This window comes from Bacteroides sp. K03 (assembly GCF_019734355.1).
GTDB classification, from domain to species: domain Bacteria; phylum Bacteroidota; class Bacteroidia; order Bacteroidales; family Bacteroidaceae; genus Bacteroides; species Bacteroides nordii.
The window spans coordinates 39,257-59,287 of the sequence record NZ_JAASHC010000034.1 but is presented as its reverse complement, the minus strand read 5'-3'; the positions used below and the strand labels follow the sequence as shown (position 1 = coordinate 59,287).

General features: G+C 38.3%; 18 protein-coding genes. 9 read left to right on the top strand and 9 right to left on the bottom strand.

Features of this window, described 5'->3' with window-relative positions; translation table 11 throughout:
* Nucleotides 1-258 precede the first annotated feature (258 nt).
* From HCG69_RS17900 to HCG69_RS17860, 9 genes are all read left to right on the top strand, one after another.
* Nucleotides 259-1,398 (top strand): hypothetical protein, encoded by a 1,140-nt coding sequence (locus HCG69_RS17900; RefSeq protein WP_221651155.1) that lies wholly within the window; start codon nucleotides 259-261, stop codon nucleotides 1,396-1,398.
* Nucleotides 1,399-1,426: 28 nt separating this feature from the next.
* Nucleotides 1,427-4,591, top strand: a complete 3,165-nt coding sequence (locus HCG69_RS17895; protein ID WP_221651154.1) for a sugar-binding protein — start codon at nucleotides 1,427-1,429, stop codon at nucleotides 4,589-4,591.
* Nucleotides 4,592-4,623: 32 nt separating this feature from the next.
* Entirely contained in the window at nucleotides 4,624-7,857 is a 3,234-nt protein-coding gene (locus HCG69_RS17890) for a DUF6443 domain-containing protein (RefSeq protein ID WP_255586226.1), read from the top strand.
* 52 nt (nucleotides 7,858-7,909) lie between these two features.
* Nucleotides 7,910-8,278, top strand: coding sequence for a hypothetical protein (locus tag HCG69_RS17885; protein ID WP_221651153.1), 369 nt, complete (start codon nucleotides 7,910-7,912; stop codon nucleotides 8,276-8,278).
* A 179-nt stretch (nucleotides 8,279-8,457) separates the two neighbouring features.
* Nucleotides 8,458-8,769: an RHS repeat-associated core domain-containing protein gene (locus tag HCG69_RS17880; RefSeq protein ID WP_255586225.1), complete on the top strand. Its 312-nt coding sequence runs from the start codon at nucleotides 8,458-8,460 to the stop codon at nucleotides 8,767-8,769.
* On the top strand, nucleotides 8,720-9,457 hold the full coding sequence (locus HCG69_RS17875) for a hypothetical protein (protein ID WP_221651152.1): 738 nt from the start codon (nucleotides 8,720-8,722) through the stop codon (nucleotides 9,455-9,457). The genes HCG69_RS17880 and HCG69_RS17875 overlap by 50 nt, the downstream gene beginning before the upstream one ends.
* Before the next feature lie 132 nt (nucleotides 9,458-9,589).
* On the top strand, nucleotides 9,590-10,003 hold the full coding sequence (locus HCG69_RS17870; protein ID WP_221651151.1) for a hypothetical protein: 414 nt from the start codon (nucleotides 9,590-9,592) through the stop codon (nucleotides 10,001-10,003).
* 6 nt (nucleotides 10,004-10,009) lie between these two features.
* Nucleotides 10,010-10,228: a hypothetical protein gene (locus HCG69_RS17865; RefSeq protein WP_221651150.1), complete on the top strand. Its 219-nt coding sequence runs from the start codon at nucleotides 10,010-10,012 to the stop codon at nucleotides 10,226-10,228.
* Nucleotides 10,229-10,423: 195 nt separating this feature from the next.
* Nucleotides 10,424-10,756 (top strand): hypothetical protein, encoded by a 333-nt coding sequence (locus HCG69_RS17860; RefSeq protein ID WP_221651149.1) that lies wholly within the window; start codon nucleotides 10,424-10,426, stop codon nucleotides 10,754-10,756.
* A 197-nt stretch (nucleotides 10,757-10,953) separates the two neighbouring features.
* On the opposite strand, the gene HCG69_RS17855 is transcribed toward HCG69_RS17860, so the two are convergent.
* From HCG69_RS17855 to rpsM, 9 genes are all read right to left on the bottom strand, one after another.
* A complete protein-coding gene (locus HCG69_RS17855; RefSeq protein ID WP_221651148.1) occupies nucleotides 10,954-13,185 on the bottom strand; it encodes a GH92 family glycosyl hydrolase in 2,232 nt (743 codons plus the stop codon).
* 16 nt (nucleotides 13,186-13,201) lie between these two features.
* The gene (locus tag HCG69_RS17850; protein ID WP_221651147.1) at nucleotides 13,202-15,214 is read right to left on the bottom strand and encodes a glycoside hydrolase family 2 protein; all 2,013 of its coding nucleotides are present in this window, start codon (nucleotides 15,212-15,214) and stop codon (nucleotides 13,202-13,204) included.
* Nucleotides 15,215-15,848: 634 nt separating this feature from the next.
* Nucleotides 15,849-16,388 carry a hypothetical protein gene (locus HCG69_RS17845; RefSeq protein WP_221651146.1) on the bottom strand — a complete coding sequence of 180 codons (540 nt, stop codon included), beginning with the start codon at nucleotides 16,386-16,388 and terminating at the stop codon, nucleotides 15,849-15,851.
* A 97-nt stretch (nucleotides 16,389-16,485) separates the two neighbouring features.
* Entirely contained in the window at nucleotides 16,486-16,881 is a 396-nt protein-coding gene (locus HCG69_RS17840; RefSeq protein ID WP_221651145.1) for a hypothetical protein, read from the bottom strand.
* 139 nt (nucleotides 16,882-17,020) lie between these two features.
* Nucleotides 17,021-17,512, bottom strand: a complete 492-nt coding sequence (gene rplQ, locus HCG69_RS17835) for a 50S ribosomal protein L17 (protein ID WP_221651144.1) — start codon at nucleotides 17,510-17,512, stop codon at nucleotides 17,021-17,023.
* A 3-nt stretch (nucleotides 17,513-17,515) separates the two neighbouring features.
* On the bottom strand, nucleotides 17,516-18,508 hold the full coding sequence (locus tag HCG69_RS17830; protein WP_002558047.1) for a DNA-directed RNA polymerase subunit alpha: 993 nt from the start codon (nucleotides 18,506-18,508) through the stop codon (nucleotides 17,516-17,518).
* An 11-nt stretch (nucleotides 18,509-18,519) separates the two neighbouring features.
* Complete coding sequence (rpsD, locus tag HCG69_RS17825) at nucleotides 18,520-19,125, bottom strand: 30S ribosomal protein S4 (RefSeq protein WP_221651143.1); 606 nt, start codon at nucleotides 19,123-19,125, stop codon at nucleotides 18,520-18,522.
* Nucleotides 19,126-19,245: 120 nt separating this feature from the next.
* A complete protein-coding gene (gene rpsK / locus HCG69_RS17820) occupies nucleotides 19,246-19,635 on the bottom strand; it encodes a 30S ribosomal protein S11 (protein WP_002558049.1) in 390 nt (129 codons plus the stop codon).
* 11 nt (nucleotides 19,636-19,646) lie between these two features.
* Nucleotides 19,647-20,027 (bottom strand): 30S ribosomal protein S13, encoded by a 381-nt coding sequence (rpsM, locus tag HCG69_RS17815; RefSeq protein ID WP_002558050.1) that lies wholly within the window; start codon nucleotides 20,025-20,027, stop codon nucleotides 19,647-19,649.
* Between the last annotated feature and the right edge of the window lie 4 nt (nucleotides 20,028-20,031).

The following is a 20,031-nucleotide window of genomic DNA, read 5'->3' as shown; positions in this document are numbered from 1 at the left end:
GATTTTGAATCCCATAGAGCCTACTTTGCAAAAGTGACTTATCAAACACGGTTCAACTAAATTGAAGAAGAACCATTATTATACAACAAAAGTGTACACTTATGTCATACAAGAGTGTACACTTTTGTAACCATCTAATTTTCAACAATCTAACATTTCACATAACCTTATTTCTATTGACCTTCTGATCTCTATCTCCGGCTAATAGATTTTCTTCCTTTTTTATATGATTATGAATATAAAATTAATAATTCCCACATGAAAAAGATTTTATTTATGTGTTTGTTCTGCCTTTACTTATTCGGTTCACATGCACAAACCCTCTTTCACAAATCGACCACCCTCCCCCGGGTAGGTGACAAAATCTATAAACAGGAAATTCGCTTTCTTCCTCCGGGAGAAAGCGGTACGGGAAAAGTATGGCAATTCGACCACCTGACTCCTGTAGACGAACAGTATGAGCTGATCTATACCGGCAATGATTCTCTATTGACAGGCACTGAACATCGAACCCGATACACTTATCGTGTGACAGGAGATTCTCTATTGAAAACCGAAGTCGAAAATATATCCACTTACCAGAAAGCAATTCATCCTGAACTCCTGGCCGTATATCCCATACAATTGGGTAGCCACTTCGAAAGTTACTTTGGCTATACCGGTGAATACCAACATGCCTATGGCATGGAACTATTGGGCAAAACCACTGTTTCCGTTGATGCGGCAGGAACCCTGATCATAGCCGGAGATACCATTCCTGATGTATTGCGGATACATATTAAACGACGATTTGTACAAGATCTGAACCTGAGTAACGAATCCGTAATGGCAGAAGACTCCGCTTTGTGGTTACGCCAGTTCACTCCGGACAGTATCTCATATCGCATCAGCAGAGATACACTCGTTACACAGACCGATACTTATAGTTGGTACGCTTCAGGCTATCGTTATCCGATAGTAGAGACAGTGGAAAACACACTAATCCGCCACGGTGTTTCCATTCCTCATTTTCAGACTGCTTTCTACTATCCTCCGGTTGACCAATATTATACATTGAATGAAGATGCGGAGAATCGGCAGAAGCGTGAAGAGACACTTACACAACGGCAGTTGGGAAAGAATGCATCCCACAATGGCTCATTCTCATTAGAGGATGCGATGGGAAAATGTAAATTCTATCAGGAAAGCAATAACCTGGTTGTAGAATATATGCTGAATACTTCCTGCGAGGTTGAAATAGCTCTATATACCGTTCAGGGTGAACTGTTGGCTATTTATCCGAAGAAAGCATTGCGTCCGGGACAATATCGTGAGTCCATCGCTATTGATTCTTTGCTATCAGAGCGCTATGTATTACGTCTGATCGTCAATGGCAAAGTCTATGGCGAGAAAATCTGAGTACTGACTACTATATTCAAATACTATTATGAAAAATTTATCAAGCCTTTATCAAACCGCCACCTTTCTCTTGCTCCTCTGTATGGGATGCTGCGAAACGGTCTCTGCCGATAATCCCATCAAAATCTCCCAACCTCAAATCTCGCCTGTCTCTCCGGAAGCGGCGGCTGTACAAAAATATATTTGCTATCCGGTTAATCATAGTACAGGATTGGCCGATATCACCATTCCGTTGTATACCATTAAAGCCGGCGATTTAGAGCTTCCTATCACTTTGACCTATCATTCTGCCGGAATTAAACTCCATCAGTTAAGCGGCTGGGTGGGTACAAACTGGACATTAAATGCCGAGCCTTCCGTCATGCGGGAAATCAAAGGTATTCCGGATGACGCAAAACGCGGAGGATACAGAACCTTAGAATACCTTAAAAACAAAGATAACAGTAACTCCGATGAACTAACTCGCTTCTTCAGACGAATTGAAGATAAGGATTGTGACAGCGAACCCGATCATTTCTATTATAAATTACCTAACCGAAGTGGTACTTTTTATTTAGGAGTAAAATATACAGGATACAACTATATTCCTTACAATGCAGGTTTTGGTATCTATCCGTATACGCCTTTAAAAATTTCCGGTTGGGAACTTATTGGCGAAAATGGTGTCGATATAGAGGACGAAAATGGTGTCTGGTATGAGTTTGGTGGAGAAATGGATGGATATACGGAGAAGACCGGAAATTATAATACCCGCTGGCTATGCAAGAGTATTAATTCCCGTCAAACAAGAGCGTGTATATCATTTAGATACAGCGGTTTACAGCGAAAGCGAATTAATCCCAGCTATTCTTCTGATTATGTTGTATTGGAAGATAAAATGGAATATAATGTTGGCAGCGGCAGAAGCTCTGTATCTGATTCTACTTGGTTTCCAATAAAAGAGAACACTTTCTTACGTCGTTCAGACAGTGTGAATGTCCCCATGTCTCGTTCTAATTATTATGGAGGCTATAGACTACTAATCAAGCAAAGAGGTCGGGTTTATTATGGAAATATCACAGATGGAAAAGTCGAGATACTCAGTTCATCTTATCCCAGCGAACAGGAATATGCGATTTTCAATCCTTACGATTCCGACTTTGTGGACGAACGCAAGCTAACGCGTATTGACTTTGGCGGAGGTATCGTTTTATTTGAGCAGGACCCGGAAGACAACCTAAGTACCATTACAGTCAAGTCAAAAGACGGAAGTATTATCCGGAAATTTCAATTCTATATCTCCAGGTACAATGCATACACGGAACTCACAAAATTAGATTCAATCGCTGTTACTGCCGGTAGAGATCCCGAGCGTCGTTTGTATTCTTTTTTATATGATAAGCCTGATTATGTTCAGCCTGTATCCAGCTCGGCAATGGATCATTGGGGATATTATAATGGACAACATGAATTAAACAACGGCACTCGACTCTTTATTCCCTACGGTCGTTATTATGTAAACGACAATTATTACTTCCATTATGGAGATAGTGCCCGCGAATGCAATGAATACTATATGAAAACAGGCGTCCTAACCGACATCTTCTCACCGGAGGGAGTACGTACAAACTTCAGTTATGAAGCCAATCGGTACGGAAAGGTATTCAGTGGTGCTGCGAATTATCAAAAGAAAGTCTATTTGGCAGGAGGACTGCGGGTAAGCATGATTAGAGAGAGCGATATGCATGGTGGCTTTTCCAGATATCGTTATTTTCAGTATGGTCTTTCTGCTCCGGAAGGAAAATATGGCAATGACGGTACCGGACTTGGTGTAGCTAAGGTAGCAGTAACTCAACGAGATTATTGTACGGAACAAGAGCGACTGACTATTGACCATCTCGGCGAAAGAAATCTTTGTCGCACACATACATGGGGCGCGACTCCTGTTTCCAATATCTCGTTCGGCAATGGTAATTCAGTGATTTATCCTTATGTGAGGGAACAAGTGATCGCCGATGGAGCAGAAATTCGTACAGACTATCATTTCAGTGCTCCTGAGTGGGATTTATATGGTGGCATTCCGCAGGATCCTTTCTCTCCGAGACAAGTTCGCCAGGATATTTCAAAACCCTTTGATCCCGACAAAGGCGAAGATGCTTTACGCTATGGGCACCTTATCAAGAAAGAGATATACAGCGGAGATACGTTGGTAGAAAAGCACGAATACGAATATTCCATTTACCAAAAGCCATTCAAAGAGGATAATGATTATACTTTCGCAGTTGTTTTTGGACGGCCTTATAAGACTCGTGTTTGTAACGTTCAGGAGTATGATAGTCGTCCTCAAGAATTATATAAAGATTATACGTGGATGAAAGAACGAGGCGCTTCCCGTTTGAAGCGTGAACGCACCACCCGTTTTTCGGATACAGGCGAGACAAGCATCCTAACTCGCGAGCATGTTTATCATCCCGACAGTAGTAATGTATACGATGGATTTGATGCAGAGTTAAATGGAGGAGGTACACTTTATGCAACCAACCACTTAAATCCACTATGGACCCGAACCCGAACAGGCAACAGTGAGATTATGGAACAGTTTATATATCCTGAAGAGGCAAAGAAGAATATAACAATAAATTTGGGGCAAGACTTTCTACTGTCATGCAATGCGATCAATAAATTACTGGTTTATAAACGCGTTTGCGGAAAAGATACGACCTCTTTAAGGAATGTATATGCGGGGCTCAATATTTACGCCGTTCAAGCCTGGAACCCAACATTATCCCAATACGAAGATCGCCTCAAATACACCTATAATGATTTTGGAAATATCAGTTCGGTCACTTCCGATGGCAAGATTTACACCAGCTATCTTTGGTCGTATTACAATCAGTATCCTGTCTTTAAAGTAGAAAATGCCAATATTGCCAAGGTACTTTCCGCACTCAATAAAGATCAGGCATGGCTTACACAGTTGGAAGCACAAGGGCAGCCCGATGTCTTCGCCTTATCCGGCACCAGCCTCCCGCATACCACCTTATATACCTATCGGCCCTTGATAGGAGTTTCCTCCATCAGAGGTGCCGATGGAGTTAATACCTATTTTGAGTATGATTACTGGGGACGTCTTATTCGTTCGTATATCCTTGAAGATGGAGTTGAAAAGACTATTTCCACATTCACATACAATACTCCCGGTTATCATCTATAGTATAAAAGTATAATCAATAAAAGTAAATCAACATGAATCGAACCATTCATTTTACACTTCTACTTTTGTGCATATCCCTGTCTCTGCCTTCTCTGCTAAAGGCTCAGAACAAAAACAAACATTATGTGCAAACTCATCTGATGACAGAGGAGGACGGTAGCCGTTCACGCGAAACAGTAACATACTACGACTCTTTCGGCCTGGAATACGAAACACTGGAAGTAGGTGCCACCCCACAAGGAAAAGACCTACAGACTCCCATTGGCTATGATGGCTTTTTCCGGAAAACGATGGAGTTCCTTCCCCGTCCCGCCGGGAATACTGATTTTTATGCGGATACCAATCCCTATCATTACACGGTATACGAAAACTCCGAGTTGAACCGGGTCCGTGAAGCATATGGACCCGGACAGACCTGGCAAGAGAACGGAAAGGCGGTGAAATATGCCTATCTGGTCAACAAAGCGTCGGGGGTTCTGTCCTGCTCCTATTACCAGGTGGAAGAGCTGGATCGTGATATAAAGCTTACCCGTTCCGGCAATTATATACCCGGCGAGCTAACCATCACCCAAGTCACGGATGAGGATGGACATATCACTTACACTTTTTCTGATTCTTCCGGACGTTTAGTTTTAACCCGCCAAATGAATGGAACCGTTGCCCATGACACCTATATCGTTTATGACGACAGAGGGCGCAAACGAATCGTCCTCCCCCCTTCCGCCGCCGATGCGCTTACCGCTGTGGAAAGTTGGCTTTGCAGTCAGAGCGAACCTATCCAATTGTATGGATATATATACCGATATGACGGGAGGGACCGTTGCATCGAAAAGAAACTTCCGGGCTGCGCACCGATCTACTACGTCTATGATAAGTCCGACCGCATGGTGCTTAAACAAGACGGCAACGACCGAGAGGTGAAACGGTGGCAATCTTATCAGTATGATCACTTGGGGCGACAGGTTATCTGGGGATTCTTAAAATCATTCAATAGCCACCAATACTGGATAACATTCTGTCAGAATAAGGTACTATCTGTTGGATATACAGGGGCTCAAACACCTATGGAAAATTACGGGTATTCTTCGGTAGCACAAATCAGCCTCCGATGCACCCCACTGATTATTAACTATTATGACGACTATGACTATACCAATATCTTTAGTGAGTTTATCGGTTCTCAAAACCGCCCGGGTTATTATTCCTCTTTTGCGTCCTCGCCAAAGTCCTCGTACGGGAAACTTACCGGGCAGGTTGTCGCACTATTGAATGATCCCTCTAAAAAGGACTACATCGCCTACTATTACGACCGGCGGGGTCGTGAAGTACAGCGTACGGCAAATTCCGCTTTTGGTTTCAAGAACTATACCTTCACTAATTACAATTTTACTGATCAGCCTGTTTCTGTTCGTAAGGAACATACAAGTATTTATCCGGACGCTGCTTCCGGCTCTACGGGAGTTGCCAGCCATGTAACCACGTATGAGTATGAGTATGACCCTGCCGGGCGTGTATCAAAATTGTATCATACATTCGACAGTGATCCCCGTGTATTGATGGCAGATTATCGGTATGACGAGGTAGGACGTTTAGAAACGAAGTTGATCCACAATCACGCTGATACGGCAAGTTATAAATACAATGTCAGGGGGTGGCCTACGGAGATCAACGAACCGGGCATGAGAGAGAAGATTTACTACAATGAAGATCTTCCGCAGGGGGTAACCCCTTTGTATAACGGGAATATTCCCTGCCTGTCAAATTCGGTAAATAAGATTCCGGTAGCTCGTTTCACGTACGACGGACTCAATCGTTTGCTGAGCACACGCAGATATAAGATGGACGGTAGGCCGACGGAACACGGGGAGAATTTTACATACGATAAAATGGGGAACCTACTTACCTACCAGCGTGTCTTTGAGGACTTTTACCCTGATTACACAACCAAATTGGCTATTAAGTATCATGGTAATCAAATTCAGTCTGCAACCGATGAAAGGCGCTCTGTTGGTTATTACAATCTTCGTTATCTTGATGACCAAAATGCTGATGTTGAATATTTCTACGACAGCAATGGTAATTTAGTGAAGAACCTTGATAATCGGATTGGAAAGATCAAGAATAATATCCTGAATCTCCCGGAGGTAGTTGCTTTCACTGATGGAAATCTCCTCACGTTCTCCTATATGGCGGATGGCCGCAAGGTGCGTGATTCTTATGGTTCTTACCCTATTAAACCGACGACCCCTTTAGATACGGTGGTAAACAACACTGACCCCTATATTACCGGAATTAATGACTGGAGTGAAGACTATTATTATCAGTCGAAAAAGCTCCGGCGGGTCACCACATCGGATGGTCATTTGAATTTTTATGATTCCCCGGATCATACCACGTATTACACTACTAAAGATCACATTGGCTGTACATGGCAACGCAAAGTAGGTAGTAGGAACGCTTTGATGTATCCGAACTATTACCCATCCGGTATAATGGATTTAAAACCTTACCCGACTTATCCGTTTGGTTTGGGTGGCAAAGAATTCATGAGTACGAATTACTTGGATGAATATTACTTTGGCGCGCGTACAATGTATGCCATCATGAACCGTTTTAATCAGGTAGACCCGTTGTGCGAGGAGTACTATTCGGTGAGTCCGTATGCATATGCATTGAATAATCCGGTGAGATATAAAGACCCGACGGGGAAATATGTAGAATCAGCATGGGATATTTTTAGCCTTGTCACCGGTGTTGAAAGTTTTGTTAGCAATGTTAGCGCGGGGAACGTTGGTGCTGCAATTGTAGATGGTTTAGGAGTAGTGGTAGATGTGGCAGCTGTCATCTTGCCGGGAATACCAGGAGGGGCAGGTGCAGCGGCTAAGGGGTTTAGGGCGTTGGATAAGGCGACGGATGCGGTTAAGGCGGTGGATAAAACCGTTGATAGCGGTAAAGCAGTGGGTAAGGCCTCACTCTCTGGTAAAGCAAGATTCATTGGCGATACTAATGGCAGCTTAATTGATACAAAGACTACATCCAAGGGATCTTATACACACCCCGATGGTAGCCGAACAGATATATTACAAGATAAGGCACATTTTGATAAAAAAACTCAAACAGATCATGGGACGACACATACCCATGAGGGACGTCAAAATGTTAATCCTAATACAGGAGAGGTAAAGAAAGTGGCTGACAGAAATAAGACACATATACCAACTTATGAAGAAATGGAACGTATTTGGAGTGGAACATCAACAAAATAGTTCATTAAAATATCTGTAGCCACTATTTATAAAATGAGATAATATATAATTAATGATTAAAGAAATGATTTACAAAAATGAAGAGATTGACTTTATCAATTTAAATGAAAGTGGTATTGTTGCCATGGCTTGGACGGGTGATAATGAAACCGATTTTGAGACGATAATAGATTGGAATGGACAAGAAAATCTAAAGAATAAATACGATTTTTTATATATCAAGACAAAGATTGTATTTGAATTTGTTACCAATTTAAGCATTCAAATTGATAGTAAAGAATTTATGGGTGCTTTAGAAATTTACGATTTTTCTTATATAAAACGGGAAGACAATACTTATAATATTACTTTTCGATTTGAACTTAGCCAAAAAGGGTTTATTAACTTGGACTGCGTTGGATTCTCTTTTGTTATTTACTGAAATTTATATCACCATTATGACAAAAAAACATCTATAAAAACGAAGAAGTTGATTCCATTATTATTGGGAATACGAGATCGGAAATAAGAAATCGTTTAGATACCCCAATTATTATCCATCCGGTATAATGGATAGAAAGCCTTATACAAACTATCCATTTGATTGGGGGCAAAGAATTCATGAGTACGAATTATCTGGATGAATATTACTTTGGTGCACGTACAATGTATGCCATCATGAACCGTTTTAATCAGGTAGACCCGCTGTACGAGGAGTACTATCCGGTGAGTCCGTATGCGTATGCATTGAATAATCCGGTGAGGTATAAAGATCCGACGGGGAAATATGTAGAATCGGCATGGGATATATTTAGCTTAACAACCTATACTAAGAGTTTTGTTAGCAAATTGATATTACAAAATTTATTTGGAGGTGAAAGAAATGAAAAAGTATTTATTGATAATATTATTTCCCTTATCGAGCTTATTTAGTTGCAAAAGCTCTTTACCTAATTCCGCGCAGGCTAATTATACTTCTCATGATGCAATATATGACATGTCGCGGTATATTAAAATGTATTACTGTAGCTATTTGGACTATCCTAATATAGAGAACCTTTATACCTATTGTTGGAGAATAACTAATAGTGCCAATGATTTTCACTTTCAGTCCTTTACCGACTATGAAAAGGCTGGGAAAAGAAATACAAATGGAACAGGTGTAGAATCTCTTTTGGGCTTTCTTTTAAAAAATAATCAGCAGCTGGTTTTCGAAAGAAAAGGTGGAACATTACAAATTCTATGGAAAAGCAAAAAGTTTTTTTTATTAGACTATGATTATTGTAAAATGAAAGACGATTATCGTGAGCAAAAAAACTTTTATTGTTTATTTGACTCACTTGGTGTCTCTATGCCAATGGATTTTGATGATGAAGAAATTTTTTATGAGCTAAGAAATAAAACTCATCAAAAATATTATCCTAATAAACAATCACAACCTATAAAAACTACCATTTTGAGATATAACAGAAATACTGGGTATAAATCATATTGCCTTACAGATATTAGTATTTACAAAAACAATTACTTAAAAGAGTTAGCACATACTTTAGATACATTTTTATTAAACAGGGATATGCAAACGATACAATTTATAGCATCAGTGGAAAACGCTTTTTAGGAATATTCCAGTAAATGTCCTTGAGACTATACACGATATTGTATGAATAAAATTACAGAGTTCAATCCTACCGGGAGTCAGATTATATCCCGGTAAGATATCCTCTGTTTCTCGGTGAGAAGCAAAATACAGGTGAGTAATAATAATATAAGAAATCGTTTTATTACTGGTGTTACAGAATTATCTGATACATACATAGAGTTCAAAAATAAGTTAGCAAGTCTTGTCACCACAGTAAACTATGGAGAAAATGGTGTTATTCAAAGTAGTACAGAACTTGTGATTAATGATCCTGAGTTAGCAATACAGCAGCTCAATTATGAGGTACAAGCAGCGGATATGAATGAGAGTTTGGGTAAACTTGATTTTACAGGTAAATCGTTAGTAGAAATTTTAAAGATGTCTGCAGAGAGAAAGACCACAATACAGAAAAAGTTAGGATTATCACCCAAAGATCTAATAATGACTGAACTTTTTACGAATCCGAACGCTTTTCAATCTATACAACAGGAAAGAAGAATTTTACCGGAATTTAATCAACGATAATAAATTATGGATAAGAAAAAATGGACAACTAAAAATACTCATATAAAAAGATTAAATAAGAGTAGTAATATAGAACTGATAAAATGGTATGATAAAGTAGCGGCATGGATTATTATAGCATGTGCTATTTTACTTATAATATTAATAGCTTCAAATAATCATATTGTAGGTTATGATAATTATATCGGTATTCCAAAGGTATGGGTACAGTCACTGTTTGAGTAGTTAGTTTAAGCAGTTTCGTTAGTCTGAAAATGAGTAATAGAATTACCCGAACGGTTATGGTTGCAATAATGCTTCTTATTTTCAATGATTCTTTTAAAAAATAATCAGCAGCTGGTTTTCGAAAGAAAAGGTGGAACATTACAAATTCTATGAAAAAGCAAAAAGTTTTTTTTATTAGACTATGATTATTGTAAAATGAAAGACGATTATCGTGAGCAAAAAAACTTTTATTGTTTATTTGACTCACTTGGTGTCTCTATGCCAATGGATTTTGATGATGAAGAAATTTTTTATGAGCTAAGAAATAAAACTCATCAAAAATATTATCCTAATAAACAATCACAACCTATAAAAACTACCATTTTGAGATATAACAGAAATACTGGGTATAAATCATATTGCCTTACAGATATTAGTATTTACAAAAACAATTACTTAAAAGAGTTAGCACATACTTTAGATACATTTTTATTAAACAGGGATATGCAAACGATACAATTTATAGAATCAGTGGAAAACGTTTTTTAGGAATATTCCAGTAAATATCCTGATACTATACAAAATATTGTGTAAACTACAGAATTCAATCCTACCGGGAATCGGATTATATCCCGGTAAGATATCCTCTGTTTCATGCCTCGAAACAAAGTATTTCCCGGTATGAAACAAAATTTTCTTCAGTATGAAACAAAGTATGCCCCGATACTTTATTTATCAGCTGCTTATCAATACCCACCAGGACGATCGTTCATAACAAAGCGAATCTCCTTAGCATCTATCAGATCAAAATAATTAATAAATGGGTTCAGAATTTTCTTTCCGTCCAAAAACACGGATTGGACATATTTATTCTCCTCCGAAAGATTATCTGCTTTTATTAACAGATCATGATCTTTCAACCGAATTTTAATTTCTGAAAATTGAGGAGCACCCATGGCAAACTCATTACTCCCGGGAGTTACAGGATAAAATCCCATAACAGAAAAAAGATACCAGGCAGACATTTGCCCACAATCATCATTTCCGTTTACACCATCAGGAGTATCTTTATAGTTCAGCTTTACATGCTTCCGTACTAACTCCTGGGTCTTCCAGGGCTCATTACAGTAATTATATAAATAGATATAATGATGGCCTGGCTCATTATCATGCTTATAATGATCTTCTTCAAAATTCCGATCCAACTTATCAGAAAAAGCCTGTGGTCCTCCCATCAAATCAATCATTCCGGGAATATCCTGAAGGACACAAAACAAATAAGTCCACTTCGAACCTTCCGTCAATCCATGCCGTGAATTATCATCCAGATCAATCCAGGTTCCATCATAGTTACGAGGCAAGAAAAAACCTTTCTCAGGATTGTATAAGTTTTTATAATTTCTACTAAATCGCATCAAATGGGCATAATCTTCCATCTTTCCCAACGATTTCGCCATTTGTGCTACACACCAGTCATCATATGCATATTCCAGTGTCCTTGAAACCGATTCGGCTGTTTTATCATCTGGCACATATCCTATCGAATGGTAATAACTTGCCCCCGCACGTCCCTCATAAGAAGTCCAATAATCACGGTCACCGTATTTTCTGTTTGTATCGCAATCAGGAGGAACCATTGCATCTTTTCGTATAGCTTCATAGGCCAGATTGACATCAAAGTTACGAATCCCTTTCATATAGGCATCTGCAATAACTGCATCCGCATGAGTGGCTATCATAATATTGGTATAGGTTGGATTAGGCCACATAGGAAGCCAGCCGCCTTCTTTATACATTTGCAATAATGAAGTGATCCAGTCACCGGTTAACTGTGGTTCTAGCAACGTCATCAGGGGATGAAAAGCTCTGAATGTATCCCATAAAGAATAATCATTATACGAAATACCCTCATGAATCTGGTCGTCAAATGCACTGTAATATCTTCCATATTCAGAAAACTCGCGAGGGAAAAGATAAGAATGATACAGTGCCGTATAAAAAATACGGGCCTCTCTTTCGCTTCCTCCTTTGATAGTTAACCGGGATAATTTATCATTCCATTCTTTTTTAGTATTCTCATATACCTGTTTTAAACTCCATCCGGGTATTTCACGCTGTAAATTCAAGCGGGCTTGCTCCAGACTTACAAAAGAGGTAGCTATCTGAGCCTTTATTTCCTTGTCCTTTTGAGAGAAATTAATATATGCTCCCATGCGTGTACCATATAGTTCCTCGGCTCCCGGGTAAAGAATAGAATCATTCCAACAACCAAAATCCTTTATATCACAATTGAAACGAATGACAAAATAACCTTTAAAGTTGGGTAGGTCTGGTCCTAACTGAGCCGACTGCCTGTCTGGATTATACCCCACAATTTCATTATTCAGTGTATCAATCTTCATCCAGCCTTTGATTTTCTGGAGACGCTGATTATAATGATTACACCAATCGTTCAACTGCGGATTCAAATTTATACCCTGAATAATCAACCGGGGAGTTTTATTTTTAGGAAAACGAAAATTCAAAATGCCACAACGTCCGGCAGCAGTCATCTCCGTAAAAATCCGGTTATTCTGTTTATCGGTTAAAGTAACAGAGTAATAATAGGGAGAGGCCTTCTCATCCTTATGACTAAAATTCATTTTTCGATCTTCCGGAAGTACTCTTATCTCCTCTCCGATTTGTGGCATAACTGATACATATCCATAATCTCCCATCCATATAGTTGGTTGATGAGATCCTAAAAAGCCCATTATAGACTCATCATCGTAAACATACGCCATACTTCCCATTTTATTCTCCCTGGTTTGAGGTAAAAAATTGGTCATTGCAAAAGGAGGACCCACAAAAGGTACCGTACCTCCCTCACCCTTAATAGCCGTTCCAATAAGCGGGTTTACCAGATCTACTACATTCTGGCTATATGAATAAATCAGATTTATACAAAATATTAGAATTAAAAACAGATATTTTCCCATGATGCTGATTATTACATTATAAAAGAATCCAATTACATTTTTCAGATAAAACATGACGATCTCTATCGCCACAAACTTCAATCTGGTTTTCGCCTTTCCTTAGACTAACGCCTTGCCAAATATAGATATTTTGCCTCTTTATAGGATCTCCACACTCTTGTCCATTCACTTTCAAACGAATATTTTCGCAATTGGAATATACCTTTACGTCTGTAATCGAATCTCTTCTTGCCACATCTCTTCTACTTGTAATATGTAGAACAGGTGATTTCGCCCAAGCTGACTTGTAGAAATAAAAAGCATCTTTCTTGATCTTTCTGTCGTAGGTTACTAAACCTTTATCGTTTCGTCCTGGTAAATTTCCTTCATTCCTGAAAGCACTTGCAAAATCAAACATATTCCAGACGAAAGATCCCCAGACAAAGTTACAATCGCTTATTGCCTGATAATTTTGTTCATGTACAATAGACTGCCACTCTTCCGGATGAAAAATCCCATCAGTCCTTGGGGCCGATTTAACATCCTGCTGGTGATGCCAGACGTTAGCCCCAGCTCCATATTCACTGACACCAATACCTTTGTTTCCAACCAAACGGTTCCAATGTGCTACCGAAGATTTCATCATGGAGGGCTGAGCCCAGTACCATCCCGGATAAGTATTGTAGGCCATAATATCTGTGACTTTATTCTCCGGCCTGTTCTCTATGTTAGCAGCAGCTACTGTCAAACGTCCCGGATCTTCCTGATGAGCCAGATCATTTAACTCTCCAATCAAATTCTTGACCTCGCCTTCAGACAATTCGTTGAACAGACTCCAACAAAAAATAGATGGATGGTTAAAATTCTGCCGAATCAATTCCGTGAGTTGTAACTTTATATTCTCCGTAAAAGCAGAACTGGTATTTACCTTACCGATAAGGGGAATTTCCGCCCATACCAACATACCTTCCCGATCACATAAAGAATAGAAATAATCGGCATGTGGATAGTGTGCCAACCTGATTCCAGTAGCTCCTATTTCTTTAATCAGATCCATGTCCTCGCTATGATCTTCATTCGATATAGCCCATCCTTTACCTTCCCGGTCCTGATGTCTGTTTACACCTTTTATTTTATAAGGTTTACCATTCAGGAAAAAGCCTTTTTCCGCGTCAACTGTATAATATCTTAAACCAGTATATTGGGATAGTGTATCCACAACCGCATCACCTTTCAACACTTCTACAAAGACACGATACAGATAGGGTGATTTACATCCATCCCATAAGATAGGACGATCTATATTCAGCTTATTAATAAACTTAGCCGTTTTTCCTTTTACATATAACTTATTGGTAGTTGTGGTGCTACCTATTGCTTCCCCTTGGGCATCAAACACACTGGTTCTAACAGATAATGCTTTCCCGGCCTGACTACTATTAACTTTTGTCACAATGGATAACTCAGCCTGTTTTGAATCGACCTGATCCTGATGAATGTAAATCCCAGAAGAAGCATAATCTAATGGAGTTATACACGTCTTAGGCAATAAGAGTAGTGATACAGGACGATAAATCCCACCAAAAACAGTAAAATCTCCAGCCAGAGGAGCAATATCATTATCCGGACTATTCGATACTTTGACCTCTAAAAAATTATCTCCTTTCTTCAACAAAGAGGTTATTTCAAAACAGAAAGCATTGAAGGCTCCTTTATGTGCACCAGCTTTTATTCCGTTAACAAAAATATCCGCAACCTGACTAACTGCCTCGAAACGCAAAAAAACACGTTTCCTCAGCATTTCCGGTAATATATCTAAGTGATAACGATATTGAGCTGTTCCACGATAATAATCGGCAGTTATACCATCTTTCGCATTCCAGCAATGAGGAACTGTTACTTTTTCCCAAATAGCATCAGCAGTCGGTTGATCAGATCGGAACTCCCAATTATTTTTCAATATATACTGTTGCCGCAATTGGGCAGAAGATTGTAAAAAAGGAAAAACACATAAAAGTCCAATTAACATTCGCTTCATTTGTATATACATAAGTACATATAGCTTTAAGATAACAATTATAAAATAGATACTCTGACAAATATAATGCGAATATCACCAACATCTAATTACAAACTATTCAATTTATAACACAGATGTATTAGAGCAAGAAGAAATCTACTTAGAGAACAGAGAGTGAAACTAACATTCTATATTTTAAGACAGTTATAACCTTTTATTTTTACCCTATAGATTGAAAGAAAAGTATTACTATTCAATAACGCATGGATTACTATACAAAATTTATAGATATCATGCGCTCGCCCTAAAAGATAAACACAATAAAAACCTCATCAATAAATGACAGAAAATTAATAATAAACATCCGAAATAGATTACTAAAAAGCAATCTTATGTAACTATAATAGTGGTTACATAAGATTGCCAAAGCTAAGTATAATTTAGATCCTTATATTTGTAATAGGAGAAAACATCCTAACAAACTTGTATCAAATTATATCAAGACACAAAAAAGTGTTTGATTTTTAGATTTCAAAAAGGAAATCATTATCCTATCCGTGAAAAAGAGATAGCAGGCGAAACATATCATCTTTATTTATAAAAGAAATATAATAAAGCTTTACCTATATCTTCTTATAAAATTAAATCACTAATAACATAAAATTTAGTGTAATCTACATTTTGAAAGAAAGTCAGCAACGGCTGATGCTTCTCCATTAGTAAAATACTGCACTGAAGTTATCGGATTATAAGTATAAGGTACAAACTGAAACAGCTGTACTGCCGCAAACTTTTTATCTTCAGAAAGAATTATGTCCATACGAAGATTACCACTTGCCCCACCTCTTAAATTTGTATCAGCAGAGAAAGTTCCCGACTTTACAATTTCTTTCAATTGATCCATATATTTCAAATCAAAGAAAATACTCTGTTCTTTTGCTATACTTCCCGTAGGCAAATAAACCACTTCTTTTGATTTCCAGAAAAGGCGAAAAATACCAATTAAAAATAGTCCGGAACCTAACACCATTAATCCCATACTCAAAGTTGAAGAACGATCTTCCATCTCAAAAGTAGAAATAAATGCCAATACACCAATTAGTAACATCAAACCGGAAAAAATAAGTCCGGAAACACTTGTACGCTTTGCAATATCAGGATGAGAAGATGCAAAAATAGTTGCATCAATAGCTGGAGTTGTCATATTATTATAAGTTTAAATTATTAGTAAAACAGTAATAAAATAGCTGGCAATACAATTTATTGTACTACCGATAAAACAGAACTAATAAAATAAATTACTAAATAATAATACGTCGAAGAGCGAATACATAGTATTCACTTGCCGGATGGCAGCTAAAAGAAGTTGTAGTATCATATATTCGTCCCCAATGTTGCGCCAAAGCTGCCTCTCGCTGTTGTAACTGCTGAGCCAATGCTCTTAAGGATATCGAATATTCTAATAAATTAATACGCTGGATACGAGATGTAGCAATCTGATGAGATTGTGCTGCATTTGAAAGCTCCCCTTCTGGTAAATACGGCAGTTGGGCAGTACTGACTTGCTGAGAATCAACTTCATACATAGGTGCATGCATCTGAGCTTCCACTGGTTTTTCAGCGAAAAAATTGTTAGCCACACCATGAAGTGCTACAGCAAACAACAAAAGCAATATCACCTTTATAAATTTAGCCATATCTCTCTGCAAATATAACAGATTATTTTATTTAAATGTTTAAAGAAAAACAAAATTAAAGTATCTTTAGACTTGACAACAAAAAAGGCCACCATCTTTCGAGGTGACCTTTCTTATATCTATAAGAATAATTGTTGAATTACTCTGCCGATTCAGCTTTCGGTTCTTCAACAGCAGGAGCTTCAGCAGCTGGAGCAGCTTCAGTTGTAGCAGCTTTCTTTGAACGACGAGTACGAGTAGCCTTCTTAGCAACTTTCTCTTTAGCCATATTTTCGTTGTAGTCAACGAGCTCAATAAAGCACATTTCTGCATTATCACCCAAACGATTACCAGTCTTAATGATACGAGTATAACCACCCGGACGATCAGCAATTTTCACAGAGATTTCTTTGAACAATTCTGTTACAGCAATCTTATCCTGCAAATTGCTAAATACGACACGACGAGAATTCGTTGTGTCTTCCTTAGACTTTGTAATCAAAGGCTCAACAAATTTTTTCAATGCTTTAGCCTTTGCTACAGTCGTAGTGATTCTTTTGTGCTTGATCAAAGAACAAGCCATGTTAGATAACATAGCACTTCTATGAGAAGCAGTACGACCTAAATGATTGAATTTTTTATTATGTCTCATTTTTTATTCTTTATCTAATTTATATTTAGAAATGTCGGTTCCAAACGATAGATTCAGACTTTCCAGCAAATCATCAAGCTCGGTAAGCGATTTCTTTCCGAAATTCCTGAATTTCAGCAAATCAGTTTTATTGAACTGCACTAAATCGCCAAGGGTTTCTACATCAGCAGCCTTCAAGCAATTGAGGGCACGAACTGATAAGTCCATATCAACAAGTTTAGTCTTCAACAACTGACGCATATGCAATACCTCTTCATCAAATTCTTCGTTACCATCAACGTCATTACTCTCAAGAGTAATCTTTTCGTCAGAAAATAACATAAAGTGATAAATCAGAATCTTTGCAGCTTCTTTCAGTGCTTCTTTCGGATGAATGGAACCATCCGTAGCAATCTCAAGTATAAGTTTCTCGTAGTCAGTCTTCTGTTCCACACGGAAGTTTTCTACAGTATACTTAACATTACGTATCGGGGTGTAAATAGAATCAATTGGAATTACATTCACATCGGTACAATATTCGCGGTTTTCGTCAGCGGGGACATAACCACGGCCCTTATTGATTGTAATATCAACCTGCATAGTTGACTTAGAATCTAAATGACAAATAACTAATTCCGGATTTAACACTTCAAATCCAGTCAAATACTTACCTATGTCACCTGCTCTAAATTCACTTGAATTCTCGACCGTGATACTTACTTTCTCACTCTCGAATTCTTCAACTACTTGCTTGAATCTCACTTGTTTCAGATTCAAGATAATGTTGGTAACATCCTCTTTTACTCCAGGAACACTAGAAAATTCATGCTCAACACCATCTATACGAATAGTGGTGATGGCAAAACCCTCTAATGAAGAAAGGAGGATACGGCGTAATGCATTACCTACAGTAATACCAAAACCGGGTTCCAACGGACGGAATTCGAACTTACCGAATCTTGAATCCGCTTCCAACATTAATACTTTATCAGGTTTTTGAAATGCTAATATCGCCATGAAATTAATTATTATTTAGAATACAATTCAACGATCAAATGCTCTTTAATGTTCTCAGGAATGTCTGCTCTTTCAGGAATATGCAACAATTTGCCAACCTTTGTAGATTCATCCCACTCCAACCAAGCATATTTACTGTGGTTAAAACCAGCAAGAGAATTAGCAATAACTTCCAAAGATTTAGATCTTTCACGAACACCAATCAGCTGTCCTGGCTTTACTGCATATGAAGGAATGTTCACTACCTGTCCATCAACAGTAATATGTCTGTGACTTACCAACTGACGAGCAGCAGCACGAGTTGGAGCAATTCCCAAACGGAATACTACATTGTCCAGACGACCTTCCAATAACTGAAGAAGAATCTCACCAGTAATACCCTTAGCGGCTTCTGCTTTCTCAAACAAGTTACGGAATTGTTTTTCTAATACTCCATAAGTGTATTTAGCTTTCTGTTTCTCACGCAGCTGAACACCATATTCTGAAGTTTTTCTTTTTCTTGAATTTCCGTGCTGTCCGGGAGGATAGTTTTTCTTAGATAAAACTTTATCAGCTCCAAAGATACCTTCACCGAATTTACGGGCTATTCTTGATTTTGGTCCAGTATATCTAGCCATTTTCTTTTTAAATATTTAATTGTTTATTCATGAACTTAATTTGTTGCAGCCGCGATTACAGAGAAGAAATTGATGCAATCCAAAAACAAAATCAAGTGTCATTTTAATTAAAGGTAAATCTTAAACTCTACGTCTTTTTGGAGGACGACAACCATTATGTGGAAGCGGAGTTACATCAATAATTTCTGTAACTTCAATACCTGCACCGTGGATAGTTCTGATGGCAGACTCACGTCCGTTACCCGGTCCTTTTACGTATGCTTTTACCTTTCTCAGGCCAAGATCATATGCGATTTTTGCACAATCCTGGGCAGCCATCTGAGCTGCATAAGGAGTATTCTTTTTAGAACCTCTAAATCCCATTTTTCCGGCAGAAGACCAAGAAATAATCTGCCCTTCACTATTTGCAAGAGAAACAATAATATTGTTGAAAGATGAATGAACATGCAATTGTCCATTAGCATCCACCTTTACATTTCTCTTCTTAGCTGCGACTGTTTTTTTTGCCATATCAACAATTATTATTTAGTAGCTTTTTTCTTATTAGCAACGGTTTTCTTTCTACCCTTACGAGTACGTGCATTGTTTTTAGTGCTTTGACCTCTAACAGGCAAACCGATACGATGACGTACACCACGGTAACAACCAATATCCATTAATCGCTTAATGTTCAATTGAACTTCAGAACGAAGATCACCTTCTACTTTATACTCTGCACCAATGATCTCACGAATCTTTGCAGCCTGATCATCTGTCCAGTCTTTTACCTTCAGATCTTTGTCTACACCAGCCTTATCTAAAATTTTTGCTGAACTACTACGACCTATTCCATATACATAGGTCAACGCAATCTCACCTCTCTTATTCTGAGGTAAATCTACACCAACTATTCTTATAGCCATATAC